This window comes from Nocardioides sp., assembly GCF_047607185.1.
In the GTDB taxonomy this organism is placed as follows: Bacteria; Actinomycetota; Actinomycetes; order Propionibacteriales; family Nocardioidaceae; genus Nocardioides.
Map to the genome: position 1 here is coordinate 14747 of NZ_JASGDQ010000120.1, position 21487 is coordinate 36233.

General features: G+C 69.8%; 12 protein-coding genes and 1 pseudogene. 10 read left to right on the forward strand and 3 right to left on the reverse strand.

Features of this window, described 5'->3' with window-relative positions:
* The first annotated feature begins 129 nt into the window (after positions 1–129).
* The 3 genes from metH to QM595_RS13845 all read left to right on the forward strand — a co-directional run bounded on the left by metH (position 130) and on the right by QM595_RS13845 (position 5173).
* Positions 130–3822, forward strand: coding sequence for a methionine synthase (gene metH / locus QM595_RS13835; RefSeq protein ID WP_415172162.1), 3693 nt, complete (start codon positions 130–132; stop codon positions 3820–3822).
* 248 nt (positions 3823–4070) lie between these two features.
* A complete protein-coding gene (locus QM595_RS13840) occupies positions 4071–4598 on the forward strand; it encodes a helix-turn-helix domain-containing protein (RefSeq protein ID WP_415172151.1) in 528 nt (175 codons plus the stop codon).
* Positions 4598–5173: a DUF6036 family nucleotidyltransferase gene (locus QM595_RS13845; protein ID WP_415172152.1), complete on the forward strand. Its 576-nt coding sequence runs from the start codon at positions 4598–4600 to the stop codon at positions 5171–5173. Before QM595_RS13840 ends, QM595_RS13845 begins: the two co-directional genes overlap by 1 nt.
* A gap of 361 nt (positions 5174–5534) precedes the next feature.
* Here the strand turns inward: QM595_RS13845 and QM595_RS13850 are convergent.
* Positions 5535–5696: pseudogene (locus QM595_RS13850) on the reverse strand (IS256 family transposase); the annotation flags it as partial.
* 299 nt (positions 5697–5995) lie between these two features.
* Here QM595_RS13850 and QM595_RS13855 point away from each other — a divergent pair.
* Entirely contained in the window at positions 5996–6643 is a 648-nt protein-coding gene (locus QM595_RS13855; protein ID WP_415172153.1) for an HAD family hydrolase, read from the forward strand.
* Between the two features lie 168 nt (positions 6644–6811).
* Complete coding sequence (locus QM595_RS13860; protein ID WP_415172154.1) at positions 6812–8935, forward strand: DEAD/DEAH box helicase; 2124 nt, start codon at positions 6812–6814, stop codon at positions 8933–8935.
* 9 nt (positions 8936–8944) lie between these two features.
* Here the strand turns inward: QM595_RS13860 and QM595_RS13865 are convergent, their stop codons facing one another.
* The gene (locus QM595_RS13865; protein ID WP_415172155.1) at positions 8945–9784 is read right to left on the reverse strand and encodes a PD-(D/E)XK nuclease family protein; all 840 of its coding nucleotides are present in this window, start codon (positions 9782–9784) and stop codon (positions 8945–8947) included.
* An 81-nt stretch (positions 9785–9865) separates the two neighbouring features.
* Here QM595_RS13865 and QM595_RS13870 point away from each other — a divergent pair, with 81 nt between their 5' ends.
* The 3 genes from QM595_RS13870 to arc all read left to right on the forward strand — a co-directional run bounded on the left by QM595_RS13870 (position 9866) and on the right by arc (position 13865).
* Complete coding sequence (locus QM595_RS13870) at positions 9866–11005, forward strand: site-2 protease family protein (RefSeq protein WP_415172156.1); 1140 nt, start codon at positions 9866–9868, stop codon at positions 11003–11005.
* A gap of 12 nt (positions 11006–11017) precedes the next feature.
* Complete coding sequence (locus QM595_RS13875; RefSeq protein ID WP_415172157.1) at positions 11018–11968, forward strand: tRNA (adenine-N1)-methyltransferase; 951 nt, start codon at positions 11018–11020, stop codon at positions 11966–11968.
* 109 nt (positions 11969–12077) lie between these two features.
* A complete protein-coding gene (arc, locus tag QM595_RS13880; protein WP_415172158.1) occupies positions 12078–13865 on the forward strand; it encodes a proteasome ATPase in 1788 nt (595 codons plus the stop codon).
* A gap of 80 nt (positions 13866–13945) precedes the next feature.
* Here the strand turns inward: arc and QM595_RS13885 are convergent, their stop codons facing one another.
* On the reverse strand, positions 13946–14605 hold the full coding sequence (locus QM595_RS13885; RefSeq protein ID WP_415172159.1) for a hypothetical protein: 660 nt from the start codon (positions 14603–14605) through the stop codon (positions 13946–13948).
* An 894-nt stretch (positions 14606–15499) separates the two neighbouring features.
* Between QM595_RS13885 and QM595_RS13890 the strand changes: the two genes are divergently transcribed.
* Positions 15500–15745, forward strand: a complete 246-nt coding sequence (locus tag QM595_RS13890; RefSeq protein ID WP_415172160.1) for a hypothetical protein — start codon at positions 15500–15502, stop codon at positions 15743–15745.
* Between the two features lie 38 nt (positions 15746–15783).
* Positions 15784–21321, forward strand: coding sequence for a carboxyl transferase domain-containing protein (locus QM595_RS13895; protein WP_415172161.1), 5538 nt, complete (start codon positions 15784–15786; stop codon positions 21319–21321).
* Positions 21322–21487 lie beyond the last annotated feature (166 nt).

Sequence of the window (21487 nt, forward strand, 5' to 3'; positions counted from 1 at the left end):
AACCCTACCGGCGCGTGGATTCCCCGCAGGGAGACGGGCGGTGCCACGATGTGGGAATGATGTCCGGCCGCTGGACGCTGTTCGTAGCCTGGACACAGACCCGATCCCGAAGGAGTCGACGTGGCAGCCGTGAGCCATCGCCCTGACGCAACCGAGGCGCTCGCCTCGACCCTGCGCCAGCGGATCATGGTGATCGACGGCGCCATGGGCACCGCCATCCAGCGCGACCGACCCGACGAGGCCGGCTACCGCGGCGAGCGGTTCAAGGACCACCACGTCGACCTGATCGGCAACAACGACCTGCTCACCCTCACCCAGCCGCAGATCATCGCCGACATCCACCGGGAGTACCTCGAGGCCGGCGCCGACATCCTCGAGACCAACACCTTCAACGCCAACGCGGTCTCGCTGGCCGACTACGACCTTGCCGACCTCGCCTACGAGGTCAACTACGAGGCGGCTCGGCTGGCCCGCGGCCTCGCCGACGAGTTCAGCACGCCCGAGCGGCCTCGCTATGTCGCCGGCGCGCTCGGCCCGACCACGCGCACCGCCAGCATCAGTCCCGACGTCAACGACCCGGGCGCCCGCAACGTCTCCTACGACCAGCTGGTCGAGGCCTACCTGACCGCCGCACGCGGCCTGGTCGACGGCGGCGCCGACATCGTCATCATCGAGACGATCTTCGACACCCTCAACGCCAAGGCGGCGATCTTCGCCGTCGAGACGCTCTTCGAGGAGGCCGGCCGTCGCTGGCCGGTCATCATCTCCGGCACCATCACCGACGCCTCCGGCCGCACCCTGTCCGGGCAGGTCACCGAGGCGTTCTGGGACTCGATCCGCCACGTGAGACCGATCGCGGCCGGCCTCAACTGCGCGCTCGGCGCCCAGGAGATGCGGCCCTATATCGCCGAGATGGCACGGGTGGCCGACACGTTCGTGTCCTGCTATCCCAACGCCGGCCTGCCCAACGCCTTCGGGGAGTACGACGAGGGCCCGGCCGAGACCGCCGGGCACCTGCACGAGTTCGCGGGCGCCGGCTTCGTCAACATCGTCGGCGGCTGCTGCGGCACCACGCCGGCGCACATCGCCGAGATCGCCCGCGCCGTCGAGGGCATGGCGCCCCGGGAGCCGTCGGTGCCCGACCCGGCGACCAGGTTGGCCGGCCTCGAGCCCTTCACCATCACCGAGGACTCGCTCTTCGTCAACGTCGGCGAGCGCACCAATATCACCGGCTCGGCCCGGTTCCGCAACCTGATCAAGGCCGGCGACTACGACACCGCCCTCTCGGTCGCCGCCCAGCAGGTGGAGAACGGCGCCCAGGTCATCGACGTCAACATGGACGAGGGCATGATCGACGGCGTCGCCGCGATGGACCGCTTCCTCAAGCTGGTCGCCTCCGAGCCCGACATCAGCCGCGTCCCGGTGATGATCGACTCCTCGAAGTGGGAGGTCATCGAGACCGGGCTGCGCAACGTGCAGGGCAAGCCGATCGTCAACTCCATCTCGATGAAGGAGGGCGAGGAGAAGTTCATCGAGCAGGCCCGGCTGTGTCGCAAGTACGGCGCGGCCGCGGTCGTGATGGCCTTCGACGAGAGCGGTCAGGCCGACTCCTACGAGCGCCGCATCGCCATCTGCGAGCGCGCCTACCGGATCCTGGTCGACGTCGTCGGCTTCGACCCCGAGGACATCATCTTCGACCCCAACGTCTTCGCGGTCGCTACCGGCATCGAGGAGCACGCGACGTACGGCGTGGACTTCATCGAGGCCACCCGCTGGATCAAGCAGAACCTGCCCGGCGCCAAGGTCTCCGGCGGCATTTCCAATGTGTCCTTCTCCTTCCGGGGCAACAACGCCGTCCGGGAGGCGATCCACGCCGTCTTCCTCTACCACGCGATCGCGGCCGGCCTCGACATGGGCATCGTCAACGCCGGTGCGCTGGTGACCTATGACGAGATCGACCCCGAGCTGCGTGAGCGGATCGAGGACGTCATCCTCAACCGGCCCGTGCCGGATGGCGAGAACGCCACCGAGCGGCTGCTGGAGATCGCCGAGCGGTTCCGCGGCAATGGCGAGCAGACGGAGGAGAAGGCCGAGGAATGGCGCGAGCTGCCCGTCGAGGAGCGCATCACCCACGCTCTGGTCAAGGGCATCGACGGCTTCGTGGAGGCCGACACCGAGGAGCTGCGAGCGCTGATCTCCGAGCGCGGCGGCCGGCCGATCGAGGTGATCGAGGGCCCGCTGATGGCCGGCATGAACGTCGTCGGCGACCTGTTCGGCGCCGGCAAGATGTTCCTGCCGCAGGTGGTCAAGAGCGCCCGCGTCATGAAGAAGGCGGTCGCCTACCTGATCCCGTTCATCGAGGCGGAGAAGCAGCCCGGCGACGTCGCCGACACCAACGGCACCATCGTGATGGCCACCGTGAAGGGTGACGTCCACGACATCGGCAAGAACATCGTCGGCGTCGTGCTGCAGTGCAACAACTACGAGGTCATCGACCTCGGCGTGATGGTGCCTGCCCAGAAGATCCTCGACACGGCCGCCGAGGTCGGCGCCGACATCATCGGCCTCTCCGGGCTGATCACGCCCAGCCTGGACGAGATGGCCGGCTTCGCCGGCGAGTTGCAGCGACTCGGGCTCAAGATCCCGCTGCTGATCGGCGGGGCGACCACCAGCCGGGCTCACACCGCGGTCAAGATCGCCCCGAAGTACGACGGCCCGGTGGTGTGGGTCAAGGACGCCTCCCGGTCCGTGCCCACCGCGGCGGCGCTGCTGCACCCGGCGAAGCGCGAGCAGTTGCTGGCCGACGTACGCGCCGACTACGACGCGCTGCGTGCCCGCCACGCCCAGAAGTCGGAGCGGCCGCAGCTGACCTTCGAGCAGGCCAAGGCCAACGCCACCCCGATCGACTGGTCCGGCTACACCCCGCCGGCGCCCGCAACGACCGGCGTGCACGTGCTGCTCGACTATGACCTCGCCGAGCTGCGTGAGTACATCGACTGGAGCCCGTTCTTCGCCTCCTGGGAGATCCGGGGCCGGTTCCCCGACATCCTCCACAACCCGACGACGGGGGAGGCGGCGAGTCGGCTCTACGAGGACGCCCAGGCCATGCTCGACACGATCACCAAGGAGAGGTGGCTGACCGCCAACGGCAGCTACGGCATCTTCCCGGCGGCCTCCACCGGGGAGGACATCGTGGTCGACGGCGGCCGGGCGACGCTGCACGCGCTGCGGCAGCAGGGCGAGCACCGGGCAGGCGTGCCCAACCGCTCGCTCGCCGACTACATCGCCCCTGCCAACGACTGGATCGGCGCCTTCGCCGTCACGGCCGGCATCGGCACCCAGGAGCGGGTCCAGGCCTTCCGCGACGACCTCGACGACTACTCCGCGATCCTGCTGGAGGCGCTCGCCGACCGGCTCGCGGAGGCCTTCGCCGAGCGGCTGCACCAGCGGGTGCGCATCGAGTTCTGGGGCTACGGGCCCGACGAGCGGGGGCTGACCAACGAGGACCTGATCCACGAGCGCTACACCGGCATCCGGCCCGCGCCGGGCTACCCAGCCTGCCCGGACCACACCGAGAAGCAGACCATCTGGGATCTCCTCGACGTCGAGGCCAACATCGGGATCAAGCTGACGGAGTCGATGGCGATGTGGCCCGGCGCTTCGGTCTCCGGGCTCTACCTCAGCCACCCCGAGTCGCAGTACTTCGTGGTCGGCCGACTCGGCCGCGATCAGGTCGCCGACTACGCCGAGCGCAAGGGCTGGACGCTGGCCGAGGCCGAGCGCTGGCTCAGCCCCAACCTGGGCTACGACCCGGAGGACTGAGATGGTCCTGCCCGCAGCCGTGCTGTGGGACATGGACGGGACTCACCCTGCATTGGGGTCCATCGCGGTGCGTTGAGATCCACGTTACCGCAGGTCAGCGGCATGTTGCAGGGTCCGACCCAATATCGCGGTACATCCAGATACGTCCCGACGCCGGGGCAAATGTCGCATGAAACGTCGCATGGGATTGCCTGACACGATCTCTCGCTACCCGCTCCGGTCATAGCAAGTTTTGCTATAGTGGTTTCGTGACGACCAAGGGCGGAGTGCTGCGTGAGGTGATGCTCGAGACGGGCACCACTCAGTCCATGCTGTCCCGGATCACGGGCGTGCGCCAGCCCAGCATCAGCCAGTTCCTGTCCGGCAAGGTGGAACTCAGCGACGAGCAGCTCGACCGGCTCCTGTCGGGGATGGGCTACCGGCTCGAGGTAGTCCGGCGACCAGTCCGCCCCGAGCTCACCCGGTCCGAGCGCCGCTCCTGGATGCTGCACCGCCGTCTCTCGACGCACCTGAGCGAGAACTCGCTTGAGTCCTGGATGCCCAAGATCGAGCAGAACCTGACTCGGCTCGGCGGGCGACTGTCGGGACAAACGCACCTGACCAACATGGAGCGCTGGCGAGACCTTGTCGCGACGCGCGACGTGCTCGGCCTGCAACGCGTCATGACCGGACTGGATCGCTCCTCGATCGAGATGCGCGAAGTCTCGCCACTGACTGGCCTGCTGCCCGAGGTCGAGCGCCTCGACGTCATGGACGAGCTTTCCCGGGCCAGCTGATGCGGCGCGATCAGCTGGAGCACGCAATCCGGACCGCATGTCAGATCATCGGCAGGTCCGAGGTCATCGTAGTCGGCTCCCAGTCCATCCTCGGAACGTTCGACGAGCGCGATCTGCCGGTTGCCGCCACGATGTCGCTCGAGATCGACGTCCTACCGATTGCAGATACGGCCGAGGAGACGGCCCGGCTGGCCGATCAGATCGAAGGGATCGCAGGGGAGTTCTCGCCGTTTGAGGACCTCCACGGCTCCAGCATCGACGGCGTCGACCTCTCCACCTCGGTCCTGCCCGATGGTTGGCGTGATCGCCTCGTCCGAGTGAGCAACCCGAACACGGCTGCTCCGGGCGGCACACCGATCTTCACCGGTTGGTGCCTGGACAAGGAAGACCTCTGCGTCGCCAAGCTGTGCGCCTTCCGCGAGAAGGACCGCGAGTTCGTCGGCGCGCTGATCGAGGCGCGCCTTGTGGACCCAGCAGTGATCGCTGAGCGCCTCGGCTGTGTCGACGGGATTCATCAACGATCCGCAAGATCCGCCGCTGAATGGCTCATTTCCTGGCGCCCGCCACAGGCTTGACGAGGTCGTGTCAGAGGGTTGGCGTCTCGCGCGAGGCCGGACGATGCAGGATGGCTGTGTGAGGGTCGGCGCGGCTGCGGCCCGGCGATGCAGGGTCAGCATCTGGCGGGGGTGGTCGGAGCCGCTCGCGCAGGGTCTGGATGACGGCGAGGTCGGATGCCCGGGTGACGGGGACGAACTTCTCCTCGGTCGGGACAATCAAGTGCTTGGAGTCGGTCGCGAGCCTCGGGATCTGGATGCGCTCGACGAACGCGCCGCGGTCGATCCCCTCCTCGACGATGTCGGCGATCCGGTGGTCGATCCGGTCGAACAGCGTCTGGAAGCCAGCGAGGACTCGCGGCTCGATGGTCGTGTCTGGCTTCAGCGCGCGAAGCCGTGCGGTCGCGTTCGCAGCCGCGCGCCAGCTCGCGATCCCGGCAGCCCGGGAGCCGGTTCCCTTGGTGACCCACTGCCGCAGCCTCACGGTGGCGAAGGTCGACTCGATCGGGTTGGTCATGCGCAGATGGACCCAGTGCTCGGCGGGTGCGGCGACCTCGTTGCGGGTGAGGACCTCCCAATCGCTGACGCGGAGCTCAGCCCACGTGGTGATCGGGGCGGCGGGTCGTGTGGTTGCTCATGTTGATCAGGTGCGCGGACCGCCCCGCTGGAGGGGTCTGTCCGCAGCTGGATGCGCCTGGTTCGCCGCGATGATGCCGGATGCTCGGCACCCGCCAATTAGGGTGAAACGTCGCATGAAGTTCTTCGGAGGGCATTCTGAGTACCGACTTTTCCGGTGTTCCTGCAGGTCAGGCACCAGATGGACCCTCTCGACTGCCGGCGGCCGTGCTGTGGGACATGGACGGCACCCTGTGCGACACCGAGCCCTCCTGGATCCAGACCGAGTACGACCTGGCGGCCAAGCTCGGCACCGAGTGGACCCAGGCCGACGCGACCGCGATGGTCGGTCGCAGCCTGCTCGAGTCCGGCGACTACATCCGCCGCCGCTGGGACCTCGACATGACGCCGCGCCAGGTCGTCGACATGCTGCACGACAGCGTCGTCGACCGGGTGCTCAGTGAGGAGATCCCGTGGCGCCCCGGCGCGCTCGACCTGCTGGAGTCGCTCAACGACGCCGGCGTGCCCTGTGCCCTGGTCACCCAGTCGTGGGAAGTGTTCGCGCTGCCGATCGTGGCGCGACTGCCACGAGGCCGGTTCGACGCGGTGGTCACCGGCGACCGAGTGCCGCGCGGCAAGCCCCACCCCGACCCCTACCTCGCCGGCGCCGCAGCGCTCGGCGTCGACCCCACCGCCTGCGTCGCCATCGAGGACTCCAACACCGGCGCCAGCTCGGCAGAGGCCGCCGGCTGCACCGTGATCACCGTCGAGAACCACGTCCCGATCGAGCCGGGTCCCCGCCGGGTGGCCCGACCCAGCCTGCTCGGGCTGAGCCCCGTCGACGTAGGTGCCCTGATTCGGCCCGCTCTCGGTTAGACTCGATCTGTTCCGGTCCATGCCGGCGGCGCCACGCTGGGGCCGAGCGCCCACGTGTGTCGATTCTCGCGCCAACCGCGATACCGCGCGCGGACCGGACGACGACCGCGTCATGGCGGCCCGGATCGGGCCGTTCTCGGCGCTACTCATGCAAGAGGAGCTCATCGGTTGGCTGACAGGCCACAGTCCCGCTCACGCGGCGGACGCACCAACGGATCGCGGCGTCGTGCCGACGACAACGTCGGCATCACCCCCGTGCTCGCCAAGGCGGTACGCCGGCTCCAGGCCGACACCCGCGCCGGCAATGTCGACGGCGACCGGTTCCAGGCGGTCGCACTGGTGGTGCGCGACGAGCGGGCCCGGCTCAAGGCCGACACCGGGCTGACCGAGGCCCAGCGCGACAACGAGCTGCGCCGGCTCGACGGCATCGCCGCCATCCTGGCGCAGACCGCGGCCGGGGTGCCGTCGCTGTTCATGCTGCTCAGCGACGACGTCGGCATCACCCCCGGCGCGCGCCGGCTCAAGCGCGAGATGGAGCGCGCCGGCGGTCTCGAGGTCGCCGAGGAGGAGCCGGTCAGAGTGGCTCCCGAGCGCTCCGAGCGGCAGGTGGTGCCACGCTCGGTGCTACAGGCGCAGCTCTCCAACCCGTTCATGGCGCCCGACTTCAGCGCACCGCCACCGCCCAGGCTCACCGAGCGGCGCCTGGTCGGCTGGGAGCTGCTCGGCCCGCTGCTGAGCTCCTTCGAGCACGCCACCCCCGGCGTCTCCTCCTGTATGGCGCTGCCCGAGCCACGCCCGACCGTGCTGCTGCCGCCCGGCATCGAGCTGATGGACCACCAGGCCAGGCTGCTGAGCGGCGTCGCCGACGGACTGCGCACCGTGCTGCTCGCCGACGAGCCCGGCCTCGGCAAGACCGCCCAGGCGCTGCTGGCGGCCCAGGCCGCGCAGGCCTATCCGCTGCTCGTCGTCGTACCCAATGTCGTGAAGACCAACTGGGCTCGCGAGGCCGCCCGCTGGACCCCGGCCCGGACGGTCAGCGTCGTGCACGGCAACGGTGACGACGTCGACGGCTACGCCGACATCATCGTCGTCAACTACGAGCTCCTCGACCGCCACGTCGGCTGGATCGGCGACCACGGCTTCCGCGGCATGGTGGTCGACGAAGCCCACTTCATCAAGAACAAGAAGTCGCAGCGCTCCCAGCACGTCCTCGAGATCGCCGACCGAGTGCGGCAGCGGGTCGCCCGGCCGCTGATGATGGCCCTGACCGGCACCCCGCTCATCAACGACGTCGACGACTTCCTCACCATCTGGCAGTTCCTGGGCTGGATCGACGAGAAGAAGCCCACCACCATGCTGATGGCCAGGCTCGAGGAGACCGGACTGACCCCGGCCGACTTCGGGTTCTACCCTGCGGCCCGGCAGGCGGTCGTCGACATGGGCATCGTGCGCCGCCGCAAGGTCGACGTCGCCGCCGACATCCCCGCCCGCCGCATCGCCGACCTCCCCGTCGAGCTCGACGAGGCCGAGGCCCGCTCCATCCACGCCGCCGAGCGGGAGCTGGCGCTGCGCCTGGTCAACCGCTACGACTCGGCGATCGCCGCCCGCCGCGAGCACCGCGGCGAGTCCGCGGTTCCCGACGGCATCGACCACGAGCTGGTGCGCCGCGTCGCCGGCTGGGAGCTCTCCGACGCCGACGACGAGACCGGGGAGAACGTCTTCTCGATGGTGCGCCGCATCGGCCGCGCCAAGGCCGGCCTCGCCGCCGACTACGCCGCCCAGCTGGCCCGCAGCGCCGGCAAGGTCGTCTTCTTCGCCAAGCACCTCGACGTCATGGACACCGCCGGGGAGGTCCTCACCAAGCGCGGCATCCGGTTCACCGAGATTCGCGGCAACCAGTCGACGGCGACCCGCACCAAGGCCATCGACGACTTCACCAGCGATCCCGAGGTGCAGGTCATCGTCTGCTCGCTCACCGCCGCCGGCGTCGGCGTCAACCTGCAGGTCGCCTCCGATGTGGTGCTCGCCGAGCTCTCCTGGACCGACGCCGAGCAGACCCAGGCGATCGACCGGGTCCACCGCATCGGCCAGACCGAGCCGGTCACCGCGTGGCGGATCATCGCCGCCCAGACCATCGACGCCCGGATCGCCGGCCTGATCGACGCCAAGGCCGGCCTGGCCGCCCGGGCCCTCGACGGTGCGTCCGAGGAGGAGACCAGCACCCTCGACGTCCGGCTGGAGGCGCTGGTCTCGCTGCTCACCGACCAGCTCGCCGCCCGCGAGTCGGCCTGACCAGCCGGCTCACCGAGTCGGCAGCGGCGGAGGCGTGCCGCCGTACGACGGGCAGAGTGCCTGGTGGGCGCAGAAGCCGCACAGCCGCGACGGCGAGGGCCGCCAGTCACCGGTCTCCTCGGCCCGCCTGATCGCCGCCCAGATCGCCTCGACCTTGCGCTCGGTGGCACGCAGGTCGTCCTCGTCGGGCGCATAGCGCAGGATCTCCCCGTTGCCCAGATAGACCAGCTGCAGCATGGTCGGCACCACCCCGCGGGTGCGCCACAGCACCAGCGCATAGATCTTGAGCTGGAACAGTGCCTTGGCCTCGAACCGCTCCGAGATCGAGCGACCGGTCTTGTAGTCGACCACCCGGATCTCCCCGGTGGGCGCGACGTCGAGGCGGTCGATGAAGCCGCGCAGCAGCAGCCTGGAGTCCAGCAGTGCCTCCACATAGAGCTCCCGCTCGGCGGGCTCCAGCCGGCGCGGGTCCTCCAACGTGAAGTAGCGATCGAGCACCGTGGCGCACGAGGCCAGCCAGTCGTCGAAGGACCGCTCGGCGAACAACTCGCCCAGCTCCGGGTCCTGCTCCAGCAGCCTCGACCAGGCCGGCGCCAGCATCGACCTGGCCTGCTCCGGCGTACGGCTCTCGGCAGGCAGGTCGAAGAGGTCCTCCAGCACCTTGTGGACCAAGCTGCCCCGGGCCGCGTCGGGCGAGGGCGGCTCCGGCAGCCGGTCGATGGTGCGGAAGCGGTAGAGCAGCGGACAGGCCATGAAGTCGCCGGCCCGGCTGGGGGAGAGCGCCCCCAGCACCTCGACGCCGTCGACCGGCGTCGAGAGCCGCTCGGCCGGCGAGGTGTCCACGCTCATGCTCCGCACCCTAGCCGCCGGCACGGACAGAACCGGTCCGCGACGCTCGGGCCGATAGGACTCCACCGATAGGGTTGCCAGGTGCCCGAACCAGCCAATCGCCGTCCCAACCCACCTGGCACGCTCCGTGTCGGCACGCTCGCCGGCGCCGACGTGCTGGTGTCGACCTCGTGGTTCCTGGTGGCGGCGATGATCGCGGTCCTGGTCGCACCGCGGGTCGACCAGGTCACTCCCGGCCTCGGCGCCTGGAAGTACGTCGCCGGGCTGGCCTTCGCGGTCATCCTCTACGGCTCGGTGCTGCTCCACGAGGTCTCCCACGCCGCTGCGGCGCGGCGCTACGGCTACCCCGTCACCTCCATCACGCTGCACTTCCTCGGCGGCGCCACCGCCATCGAGGGCGAGGCCAAGCGTCCCAAGGAGGAGTTCTGGATCGCCGTCGTCGGGCCGCTCACCTCACTGGCCGTCGGCGTCGTCGGCCTGCTGCTGCTCTTCCTCGAGCCCGAGGGGCTGATCCGGATGGCCGTCGAGGGACTGGCCGGCGCCAACCTGCTCGTCGGCGTCCTCAACCTGGTCCCGGGCCTGCCGCTCGACGGTGGCCGGGTGCTCAAGGCAGCGGTCTGGGCGGTGAGCCACAACGTGCATCGTGGCACCATCGCCGCCGGCTGGGTCGGCCGGGTCGTGGCGGTGCTGGCGCTGTTCTGGCCGGCGCTGGCCGCCGAGATGCTCGACCTCGAGGTCGGCATCTACGACTACGTCATGTCCTTCGTGGTGGCGCTGTTCCTGTGGACCGGTGCCACGGCCGCGATGTCCTCGGCCCGGATCCGGGCCAGACTGCCCCGCCTGGCGGCCCGCTCGCTCGCGCGTCGTACCCTGGCCGTGCCGAGCGACCTGCCGCTGGCCGAGGCGGTCCGCCGCGCCCACGAAGCCCAGGCCGGCAGCATCGTCACCGTCGCCACCGACGGCTCCCCGGTGGGCGTCGTCAACGAGGCGGCGGTGCTGGCCACCCCGGACGACCGACGGCCCTGGGTGGCCACCTCGACAGTCGCCCGCACCCTCACCCCGGGGCTGAGCCTGCCGGCCGACATCAGCGGCGAGGAGCTGATCAGGGCGATCAGCGCGAATCCCGCCGCCGAGTACCTTCTCCTCGAGCCCGACGGCTCGCTGTTCGGCGTGCTCGCGACGGCCGACGTCGATGCGGCATTCCGGAGCGCCAGCAAGTAGCCTGCGCTGGCCATGAACGATGTTCCCGCCGAGGCCTGGTCAGGAGTCCACCGCGGTCCGCTCCGCGCCGGCGAGTGGGTTCGCCTGGTCGACGCCAAGGGCCGCAAGCACAACATCGAGCTGGTCCCCGGCAAGCGGTTCTTCTCCAACAAGGGGCACCTCGACCACGACGACCTGATCGGTCGCGACGAGGGCTTCACGCTCACCTCCTCCTCGGGCGGCGAGTATCTCGTCTTCCGGCCGCTGCTCAGCGAGTTCGTGGTCTCGATGCCGCGTGGCGCGGCGGTGGTCTACCCCAAGGACGCCGCCCAGATCGTCGCCCTGGCCGACATCTTCCCCGGCGCGGACGTGGTCGAGGCCGGCGTCGGCTCGGGCGCGCTGACCTGCTCGCTGCTGCGCGCCGTCGGCCGCTACGGCACCGTCAGCTCCTTCGAGCGTCGCGAGGAGTTCGCCGAGGTCGCCCGCAAGAACGTCGCCCAGTTCTTCGGCGGCGAGCCGCCGATGTGGAGCCTCACCCTCGGCGACCTCGCCGAGGAGCTGCCGGCCAGCGGCAGCCGCGTGGACCGGGTCATCCTCGACATGCTGGCGCCGTGGGAGTGCGTCACGGCCGCCGCCGACGCGCTGCGCCCCGGCGGCATCCTGTGCGCGTACGTCGCCACCACCACCCAGCTCTCCCGCTACGTCGAGACGCTGCGAGTCCACGGCGGCTTCACCGAGCCGCACGCCTGGGAGTCGCTGGTCCGCGACTGGCACGTCGAGGGCCTCGCCGTACGCCCCGGGCACAAGATGATCGGCCACACCGCCTTCCTGGTCACCGCGCGCCGGATGGCGCCGGGGGAGCGGCCGCCACGCAAGACCAGGCGCCCCGCTCCGGGCGCCTACGGCCCCGACTACACCGGACCGCGCCCTACCGAGGTCGCCAGACCGGAGCCCGTCGAGACCGAGGACGAGTCCGCCGACTGACGACGAGGTGACATCCTCGCGTCCAAATCGTGATCAACACCGCCAAAACGCCTCTTCAGAAGTGACCCGGCACGAGTAGGGTCGAAGACGACGACAGGAGGTGTCGCAGATGTCGATGTCCGATGCCAACAGTGATTGGCAGAGCTCCAGCGGCCGCAGCCGCGAGGAGTTGGAGGGCCACGTCCGCTTCCTCGAGAACGAGATCCGCGATCTGCGCCGCCGGCTCGGCGACGTGCCCGGCCAGTCCCGCGGCCTGGAGTTGCGGCTCGCCGACGCCCAGCGCTCGCTCGCGTCGGTCACCGCACAGAACGAGAAGCTTGCCGCCACCCTGCGCGAGGCTCGCGACCAGATCCTCAAGCTGAAGGAGGAGGTCGACCGGCTGGCCCAGCCGCCCGCCGGCTTCGGCACCTTCATCGGCCGCAACGACGACGACTCGATCGACGTCTTCACCGGCGGCCGTAAGCTGCGCGTCAACGTCTCCCCGAGCGTCCAGGTCGAGACGCTGGTGCCCGGCCAGGAGGTGATGCTCAACGAGGCCCTCAACGTGGTCGCCGCCTTCGCCTTCGAGAAGGTCGGCGAGGTCGTCATGTTCAAAGAGTTGCTCGCCGACGGCGAGCGCGCCCTGGTCATCGCCAACGCCGACGAGGAGCGCGTCGTCCGGCTGGCCCAGCCGCTGACCGTCGAGACCATCCGCGCCGGCGACTCGCTGCTGCTGGAGTCCCGCTCGGGCTATGTCTACGAGAAGGTCCCGAAGTCGGAGGTGGAGGAGCTCGTCCTGGAGGAGGTCCCCGACATCGCCTACACCGCGATCGGTGGGCTCGGCGACCAGATCGAGCAGATCCAGGACGCCGTCGAGCTGCCCTACCTGCACCCCGAGCTGTTCCAGGAGCACCAGCTCAAGCCGCCGAAGGGCGTGCTTCTCTACGGCCCGCCGGGCTGTGGCAAGACGCTGATCGCCAAGGCGGTCGCCAACTCGCTGGCCAAGAAGGTCGCGACCAGACAGGGCCGGGAGGGCGACGGCTCGGCGAAGAGCTACTTCCTCAACATCAAGGGCCCCGAGCTCCTCAACAAGTACGTCGGTGAGACCGAGCGGCACATCCGGCTGGTCTTCCAGCGGGCTCGGGAGAAGGCCTCGGCCGGCACCCCGGTCATCGTGTTCTTCGACGAGATGGACTCGCTGTTCCGCACCCGCGGCTCCGGGGTCTCCTCCGACGTCGAGAACACCATCGTGCCGCAGTTGCTCTCGGAGCTCGACGGCGTCGAACTGCTGGAGAACGTGCTGGTCATCGGCGCCACCAACCGGCCCGACATGATCGACCCGGCCATCCTGCGGCCCGGACGTCTCGACGTGAAGATCAAGATCGAGCGCCCCGACGCCGAGTCGGCGCGTGACATCTTCTCCAAGTACATCACCGCCGACCTGCCGCTGCACGCCGAGGACCTCGCCGAGTTCGGCGGCGACGCCACGGCGACCGCCAACGCCATGATCGAGCGCGTGGTGGAGCGGGTCTACGCCGAGTCCGAGGACAACCAGTTCCTGGAGGTCACCTACGCCAACGGCGACAAGGAGATCCTCTACTTCAAGGACTTCAACTCCGGCGCGATGATCCAGAATATCGTCGACCGGGCCAAGAAGATGGCGATCAAGGACTTCCTCGACGCTGGGCTCGACTCTGGCCAGAAGGGGCTGCGGGTCAGCCACCTGCTGCAGGCATGCGTGGACGAGTTCAAGGAGAACGAGGACCTGCCCAACACCACCAACCCCGACGACTGGGCCCAGATCGCCGGCAAGAAGGGCGAGCGGATCGTCTTCATCCGCACGCTCATCACCGGCAAGCAGGGCACCGAGCCGGGTCGGTCGATCGACACCGTCGCCAACACCGGTCAATACCTCTGACGCGCCCGCCCGGGACAAAGATCTTGGTCGGCGCTCATCAGGCCCGGTTCGGGCAGGAAGCATCGATACAAGAGATGTGGTTATGGAGACACGAACGAACTGGCAGGTGTCGGAACACTCCGCGTGGCACCGAACCGCACATCCTGGCCCGGTGCAGTCCATAGGCCACCTTCGCCGACACGATACGCGGATCCCTGCCGCAGCAAAGCCACGCCTTGCGGGGACCTAAGTTCAACAAAAAGCGCCTCAACGATCTTCGGAGATCCGGCCAAGGCCCCTGTCAAGTCGTCAATGGTCCATTGCGGATCAACCCCATCGGGCACATCGAGGATCACGCGGATTACGCTGTTCAGCGGGTGAAAAATGTCGATCGACTCGACCGATAGGTTGAACTCCTTCGCCACATCCTGAACGTGGGCACGAAGTGCCGCATCCGCCGGAGATTCGAACTGCTGTCCCGCCTCAATGGAGCCGGTGCCAAGGACGACCGTGACAGGAATTCCATCGGGACCCGTGTCAAACACCACGCCGCCGCCGATGACGTCAGCGGTACGTTCCTCGTCAGCACGCATCAGGTCCGCAACCGCGCCTTGGGCTACAGCACCGAGCCAGTTGGGCTCGACGTCGTCACCGAGGTCGCTATCAACATGCACGCCGAGCCAAGGTAGGCCAGACGCGTACCCTTCGGGCGCATCCAGCAGTTCAGCGGAGGTGGCGCCGGAGCCCTTCAGCCCGTCCACAACCCTGGCAATAGCGTCGCTCGCGGGGACTCCGCGTCCGGCGGCAGCGACCTCGTCGGCGTACCGGCCCGGCTCACCAGGCCCATCAGACGGAGCGGGCGGCAGAGTCTCCGGATTTGCCCAGTCAGCACCGACGGCGACACCTAGCGCGCCGACACAACCGCCGAGAACGACAGCGATAACCGCATTCCTGAGAAGAAGTCTCTTATCAACCCGTAACACTGAATGCTCCTGACGATACTCCAGAAACCACCCAGCAGGGCCCAAAGTTGCCGCCGTGGACAACGCTGGAGCCACCAACAATGGACCAGCCGGAGGCGTCCAATTTGTTCCTGCCCGTGAAGTCGGCGTTGTGATTTCCTGATGGGCAAGGACCGCTGTTTCCCGTCACTTCGCCCCATGCCCACAAAAGTAACTTCCTCCTGCCTCACGTTCGACGAATGCATGGCCGTCCGTACAGGTGCCATCGATTGTGGCTCCGTTGCACTGAGCCAAGCCACCCTCGACCATGCGATCGGCAGTTGAGTCGAACAGGAGCATTGAGTAGACGACACAGGAGGCTGCTTGTGGATGAAAGCTACGCCCGACGATCTGCCCTGTTGTACCATTCAAGTGGCTGGCCGCTGTAACGCGCCCGTCCTGGGACACTCCGAAGGCGACCGACATTCCGAAGCCGAGCATGAATAACACGACAAAATAAAACGGTTCGCACCAGTCGGGACATCCGCCTCTTCCTCTCAGTCGAGGGATGTTGATTTGAATGTACGCCTAGTCACCACGTCGGTCAATGAGACGGCTTGACTCACGAAAACTGCCCGCGAAACGCGCTCCGTGCCTCACGTAGGAATGCCCGCGAAACGGTGAGCGTTGCCCGGCGCCCTGTTTGGCGTAGCCGTGGACCCCACCGATGGTGTCGTCGACATCGAGGAACGCCACACCTTCCACGTTGGCGACACCGTTGGTCAGACCCGGCACCCGTGGGACCAACCTGACCAACAAGCCGCGGGCGATCTCGTCGAGCTGGTGAACGTGGCCGCGAGTGAAGGCTCGCAGAAACTCGCCCAGTGTCGAAGCAGCCCGGGCTCCCGCCAGGCTCGGGTGGCCCCGGGCGGTGCGGAACCCCTCGGCGGCGTGTTGTGACTGTCGCGTAACCCCTCCGAGGTGGCAACGTCTGGTCCGTGTCCCAACCTGTTCGCCGCCTGACCCGTATCGCCATCGTCAACCGGGGAGAGGCCGCGATGCGGCTGATCCACGCGGTCCGTGACCTCAACGCGGGGGGCTGGCCCGTGCCGGTGCGGACGATTGCCCTCCATACCGACGTCGATGCCGGCGCGATGTTCGTCCGGGAGGCCGACGAGGCCTACCTGCTCGGCGCGGCGGCCGACCGCCCCTATCTGGACCTCGTAGTGCTGGAGCGCGCACTGCGCGAGACCCGCGCCGACGCGGTCTGGGTCGGCTGGGGCTTCGTGGCCGAGGACCCGGCCTTCGCCGAGCTGTGCGACCGGCTGGGCGTGACCTTCATCGGCCCGAGCGCGGAGGCGATGCGCCGACTGGGCGACAAGATCGGCTCCAAGCTGATCGCGGAGGAGGTCGGCGTCCCGGTCGCCCCGTGGAGCCGTGGCGGCGTCGACACCCTGGACGAGGCGCTGGCGGCCGCCGAGCGGATCGGCTACCCGCTGATGCTCAAGGCCACCGCCGGCGGCGGCGGCCGCGGCATCCGCCGGGTGGAGAGCCCGGCGGACCTGGCAGACGCCTACCAGCGCACCCGCGACGAGGCCGAGCGGGCCTTCGGCAGCGGCATCGTGTTCCTGGAGAAGCTGGTCACCGGGGCCCGCCATGTCGAGGTGCAGCTGATCGCCGACGGCCAAGGCAGCGCCTGGGCGGTCGGGGTCCGGGACTGCTCGGTGCAGCGGCGCAACCAGAAGGTCGTCGAGGAGTCCGCCTCGCCGCTGCTCGCCCCGGAGCAGGTCGCCGAGCTGAAGGCGGCGGCCGAGCGGCTGGCGCTGGCCGTCGGCTACGCCGGCGCCGGGACCGTGGAGTTCCTCTACCACCCCGAGGAGCGCAGCTTCGCCTTCCTGGAGGTCAACACCAGGCTCCAGGTGGAGCACCCCATCACCGAGTCGGTCACCGGGCTGGACCTGGTCGCCCTGCAGCTGCGGGTTGCTGCCGGAGCGCCGCTGCCCGGCGAGCGGCCCAGCGAGCGCGGCCACGCCGTCGAGGCCCGGCTCAACGCCGAGGATCCCGACCGTGACTTCGCCCCGGCGCCGGGCCGGATCACCCGCCTGGAGCTCCCGTCGGGGCCGGGCATCCGCGTCGACACCGGCGTGGCGGAGGGCGACACCATCCCCGCCGACTTCGACTCGATGATCGCCAAGGTCATCGCCCACGGCGCCGACCGCGAGCAGGCGCTGGCCCGGCTGCGCCGGGCCATGCTGGAGACCACGGTGGTCATCGAGGGCGGCGCCACCAACAAGAGCTTCGTGCTGGACCTGCTCGACCAGCCCGAGGTGGTCACCGGCGATCCGGCCTGGGCCGACACCGGCTGGATCGACCGGGTACGCGCCGAGGGCCGGCTGGTCTCCCAGCGGCACGCCGGGGCCGCCCTCGTCGCCGCGGCGATCGGCTGCTACGAGGAGGAGGAGCGGACCGAGATCACCCGGTTCCTGGACACCGCCCGCGGTGGCCGGCCGCAGGAGCAGCACGAGCCCGGCAGGACCCTGGAGCTGAAGCTGCGCGGGGCGACGTACGCCGTCACGGTCTGGCAGACCGGGCCGGACAACTACCGCGTCACTGTCGTCGACGGCGACACCCGGCACACCGTCGAGGCGGTGCTCGACCGCCTCGACGAGGTCCACGGCCGGCTGCTGATCGGCGAGCGCCGCTACCGCTTGGTCACCGCGACCCACGGACCGGTGCAGCTCGTCGAGGTCGACGGCGTCGCCCACCGGATCAGCCGGGACGAGGGCGGCGTGCTGCGCTCGCCGGCGCCGGCGCTGGTGGTCGCCACCCCGGTCGCGCTCGGCGAGGAGGTTGCCGCCGGAGCGCCGGTGCTGGTGCTGGAGTCGATGAAGATGGAGACGGTCCTGCCGGCGCCGTTCACCGGCCGGGTCAAGGAGCTGTTGGTTCGCACCGGCACCCAGGTCGAGACCGGCGCCGCGATGCTCCGCCTCGAGCCGGTCGGCGACGAGGACGCCGCCTCGGCACCGGTCGAGGCCGACGTACGGCCCGACCTGGACCTGCCGGAGCCGCCGAGGCTCGACGCGGCGGCCCGGGTCTCCGCGGACTGGGAGCGGCTGCGCGGGCTGATGCTCGGCTACGACGCCGACGACGCCGGGCTCCGAGCGGTGCTCGCCGACTACCTGAGAGCCCGGCAGGCGCTGCTGGCCGAGGACCCCGCCGCCGGTGACGAGGTACGACGCCGTGAGCTGGTGCTGCTCGGCATCCTCGCCGACCTCGCCGAGCTCAGCCGCAACCGCCCGGCAGGCGAGGAGCTGCGCACCGAGCTGCGGGTGCACAGCTCGCGCGAGCACTTCCACACCTACCTGCAGGGCCTCGACGCCGACCGCGGCGGCCTGCCCGACCACTTCCGGGACAAGCTCTCCCGGGCGCTCGCGCACCACGGCGTCACCGATCTGGAGCGCACCACCGCGCTGGAGGAGGCGGTCTTCCGGATCTTCCTGGCCCAGCGGCGCAGCGCCGAGGACGTCGAGGTCGTCGTCGCGCTGCTGCAGCGGTGGCTGGAGGAGCCGACGCCGCAGGGGGAGGAGGCCATCGCGGCACGGGCGCTGCTGGAGCGGCTGGTGCGCGCCACCCAGCGCCGGTTCGCCCCGGTAGGCGATCTCGCCCGCTCGCTGCGGTTCCGCTGGTTCGACCAGCCCCTGGTCGACGCCGAACGGCGCGACGTGCTCGACGGCGTCGCCGACGAGGTGGCCGCGCTGACCGATCTCGAGGCGCCCGAGCGCGAGAGCCGGATCGCGGCCCTCGCCGCCATCCCCGAGCAGCTGGTCGGGTTCCTGCGCGACCGGCTGGCCGACGCGCTCCCGGACGCCGAGCCGCTGCTGGAGGTGCTGATCCGGCGCCACTATCTGGAGTACGAGCTGCACGACCTCACCGTCGGCGCCGCGGCCGGTCGGCCGGTGGTGCACGCCGAGTACGTCGCCGCCGACAAGGGGCCGACTCGGGTGATCGCCACCCTGGGCGACATCGCGGAGCTGGAGGCGGGCACGCTCTCGGACGCGGTGGCGGGCGCGATCGCTCGCGACCACGACACCGTGGTCGAGATCTACCTGCGCTGGCCAGACCTGCCGGCCGACGCCGACGAGGCCTCGGCCCGACTGCGTGACCTGCTGGAGCGCGAGCCGGTCAGCGGCCAGGCCAGACGGGTCTCGGTCGCGGTCTGCCCGGCGGGCGAGCGCGAGGTCGACTACTTCACCTTCCGGCCCGACCACGACGTCGAGGAGCGGCTGAGCCTGGTCGAGGACCGGGTGGTGCGCGGTATGCACCCCATGGTGGGCCGCCGCCTCAACCTGTGGCGGCTGCGCGACTTCGAGGTCACCCGACTGCCCGCGCCGGCCGACGTACTGCTCTACGAGTGCGTGGCTCGTGCCAACCCGGCCGACCGGCGCCTGGTGGCCGCCGCCCAGGTCCGTCAGCTCGCGGTGGTCCGCGACGCCGACGGCCGGGTCGTGGCCCTGCCCCACGCCGAGCGTGCCGTGGAGAACTGCCTGGAGGCGATCCGGCGGGTGCGCACCTCCCGCGGCCGCCAGGGCGCCGCCCTCGACCTCAACCACGTGTGGGTCACGGTCTGGCCGGTGATCGAGGCCGACCTCGACCAGCTCACCGCGCTGCAGGGCAAGATCACGCCGCTGAGCGAGGGTGCCGGCATCGAGGAGGTGCTCGCCCAGGGCCGGGTCATCGGTCCGGACGGTCAGGCCCATCCGCTGGCGATCCGGTTCCACTCCCGCCCGGGCGCGGGCGTGGTGGCCGACATCGTCCCGCCGCCTGAGACGCCGCTCGCCCCGCTCGACGACTACGCGGTCAAGGTGCTGCGCGCCCGTCGTCGCGGCCTGGTCTACCCCTACGAGCTGGAGTCGGTGCTGGCCGACGGCGGGTCGCTGGTCGAACTCGACCTCGACGAGAGCGGCGCGCTGGTGCCGGTCGACCGGCCGCGCGGCCGCAACCGGGCCGGCATCGTGGTCGCCGAGGTGACCACCCCGACGCCGTTGCATCCGGAGGGGATCCGACGGGTGGTGCTGTGCGGCGACCCGACCAAGGCGCTCGGCGCGGTCTCGGAGGAGGAGTGTCGCCGCATCATGGCCGCGATCGACCGGGCCGAGGCCGAGGCGATCCCGGTGGAGTGGTTCGCGCTCTCCGCCGGTGCCCGGATCTCGATGGAGAGCGGCACCGAGAACATGGACTGGGTCGCCGCCGCGCTGAAGCGGATCGTGGAGTTCACCCAGGCCGGCGGCGAGATCAACGTGGTGGTCGCCGGCATCAACGTCGGCGCCCAGCCCTACTGGAACGCCGAGGCCACCATGCTGATGCACACCCGGGGCATCCTGGTGATGACGCCCGACTCGGCGATGGTGCTCACCGGCAAGCAGTCGCTCGACTTCTCCGGGGGCGTCTCGGCGGAGGACAACTTCGGCATCGGCGGCTACGACCGGGTGATGGGCCCCAACGGCCAGGCACAGTACTGGGTGCCCGACCTGGCCGGCGCCCTCAAGGTCCTGATGAGCCACTACGAGCACACCTACGTGACACCGGGGGAGAAGGGGCCGCGGCGAGCGCCGACCAGCGACAGCGACTCGCGTGACGTGTCGTCGTACCCCCATGGCGGCGACGACTTCGCATGCGTCGGGCAGATCTTCTCGGCCGAGCACAACCCCGACCGCAAGAAGCCCTTCGACATCAGGGTGGTGATGCGGGCGCTCGCCGACGCCGACCACGAGCTGCTGGAGCGCTGGGCCGGCATGGCCGACGCCGAGACCGCCGTGGTCGCCGACGCCCGGCTGTCGGGCTACCCGGTGTGCCTGGTCGGCATCGAGTCCAAGCCAGTGCCGCGTCGGGGCTTCCCGCCCACCGACGGGCCCGACACCTACACCGCGGGCACGCTGTTCCCGCGCTCGTCGAAGAAGGTCGCCCGCGCCATCAACGCCGCCTCCGGCAGCCGTCCGCTGGTCGTGCTGGCCAACCTGTCGGGCTTCGACGGGTCACCGGAGTCGATGCGCAATCTCCAGTTGGAGTACGGCGCCGAGATCGGCCGAGCGATCGTCAACTTCCGCGGTCCGATCGTGTTCGTAGTCATCTCGCGTTATCACGGCGGCGCGTTCGTGGTCTTCTCCAAACGCCTCAATCCCGCCATGACCGTGCTGGCGATCGAGGGCTCCTTCGCCTCCGTGCTGGGCGGCGCCCCGGCCGCGGCCGTGGTCTTCTCCGCCGAGGTCGACAAGCGGGCCGCCGCCGACCCGCGGGTGGCCGAGCTCGAGGCCCGCATCGCCGGTGCCACCACCGGGGAGCGCGGCGCCCTGCTGGTGGAGCTGGACGACCTGCGGGCACAGCTGCGGGCCGACAAGATCGCCGAGGTCGCTGCCGAGTTCGACGGCATCCACGACATCCACCGCGCCGTCACGGTCGGCTCGGTCGACGAGGTGATCGCCGCCGCCGAGTTGCGGCCGAAGATCATCGCCGCGATAGCGCGCGGCCTCGCCGACTGAGTCCCTGCCGACCGCCCTCCACGGCGCGAGTCGGCAGAAGTGCAGGTCTGAGAGCCCCCGAGTCGGCAGAAGTGCAGGTCTGAGAGCCCCCGAGTCGGCAGAAGTGCAGGTCTGAGAGCCCCCGAGTCGGCAGAAGTGCTGCTCGTGCGCCTGCACTTCTGCCGAC

Excerpts from the sequence above, each read along its gene's own strand:
- QM595_RS13845 (WP_415172152.1), top strand. The coding sequence starts at position 4,598 with ATGCGGCGCGATCAGCTGGAGCACGCAATCCGGACCGCATGTCAGATC.
- QM595_RS13865 (WP_415172155.1), bottom strand. The coding sequence starts at position 9,784 with ATGAGCGTGGACACCTCGCCGGCCGAGCGGCTCTCGACGCCGGTCGAC.
- QM595_RS13875 (WP_415172157.1), top strand. The coding sequence starts at position 11,018 with ATGAACGATGTTCCCGCCGAGGCCTGGTCAGGAGTCCACCGCGGTCCG.
- arc (WP_415172158.1), top strand. The coding sequence starts at position 12,078 with ATGTCGATGTCCGATGCCAACAGTGATTGGCAGAGCTCCAGCGGCCGC.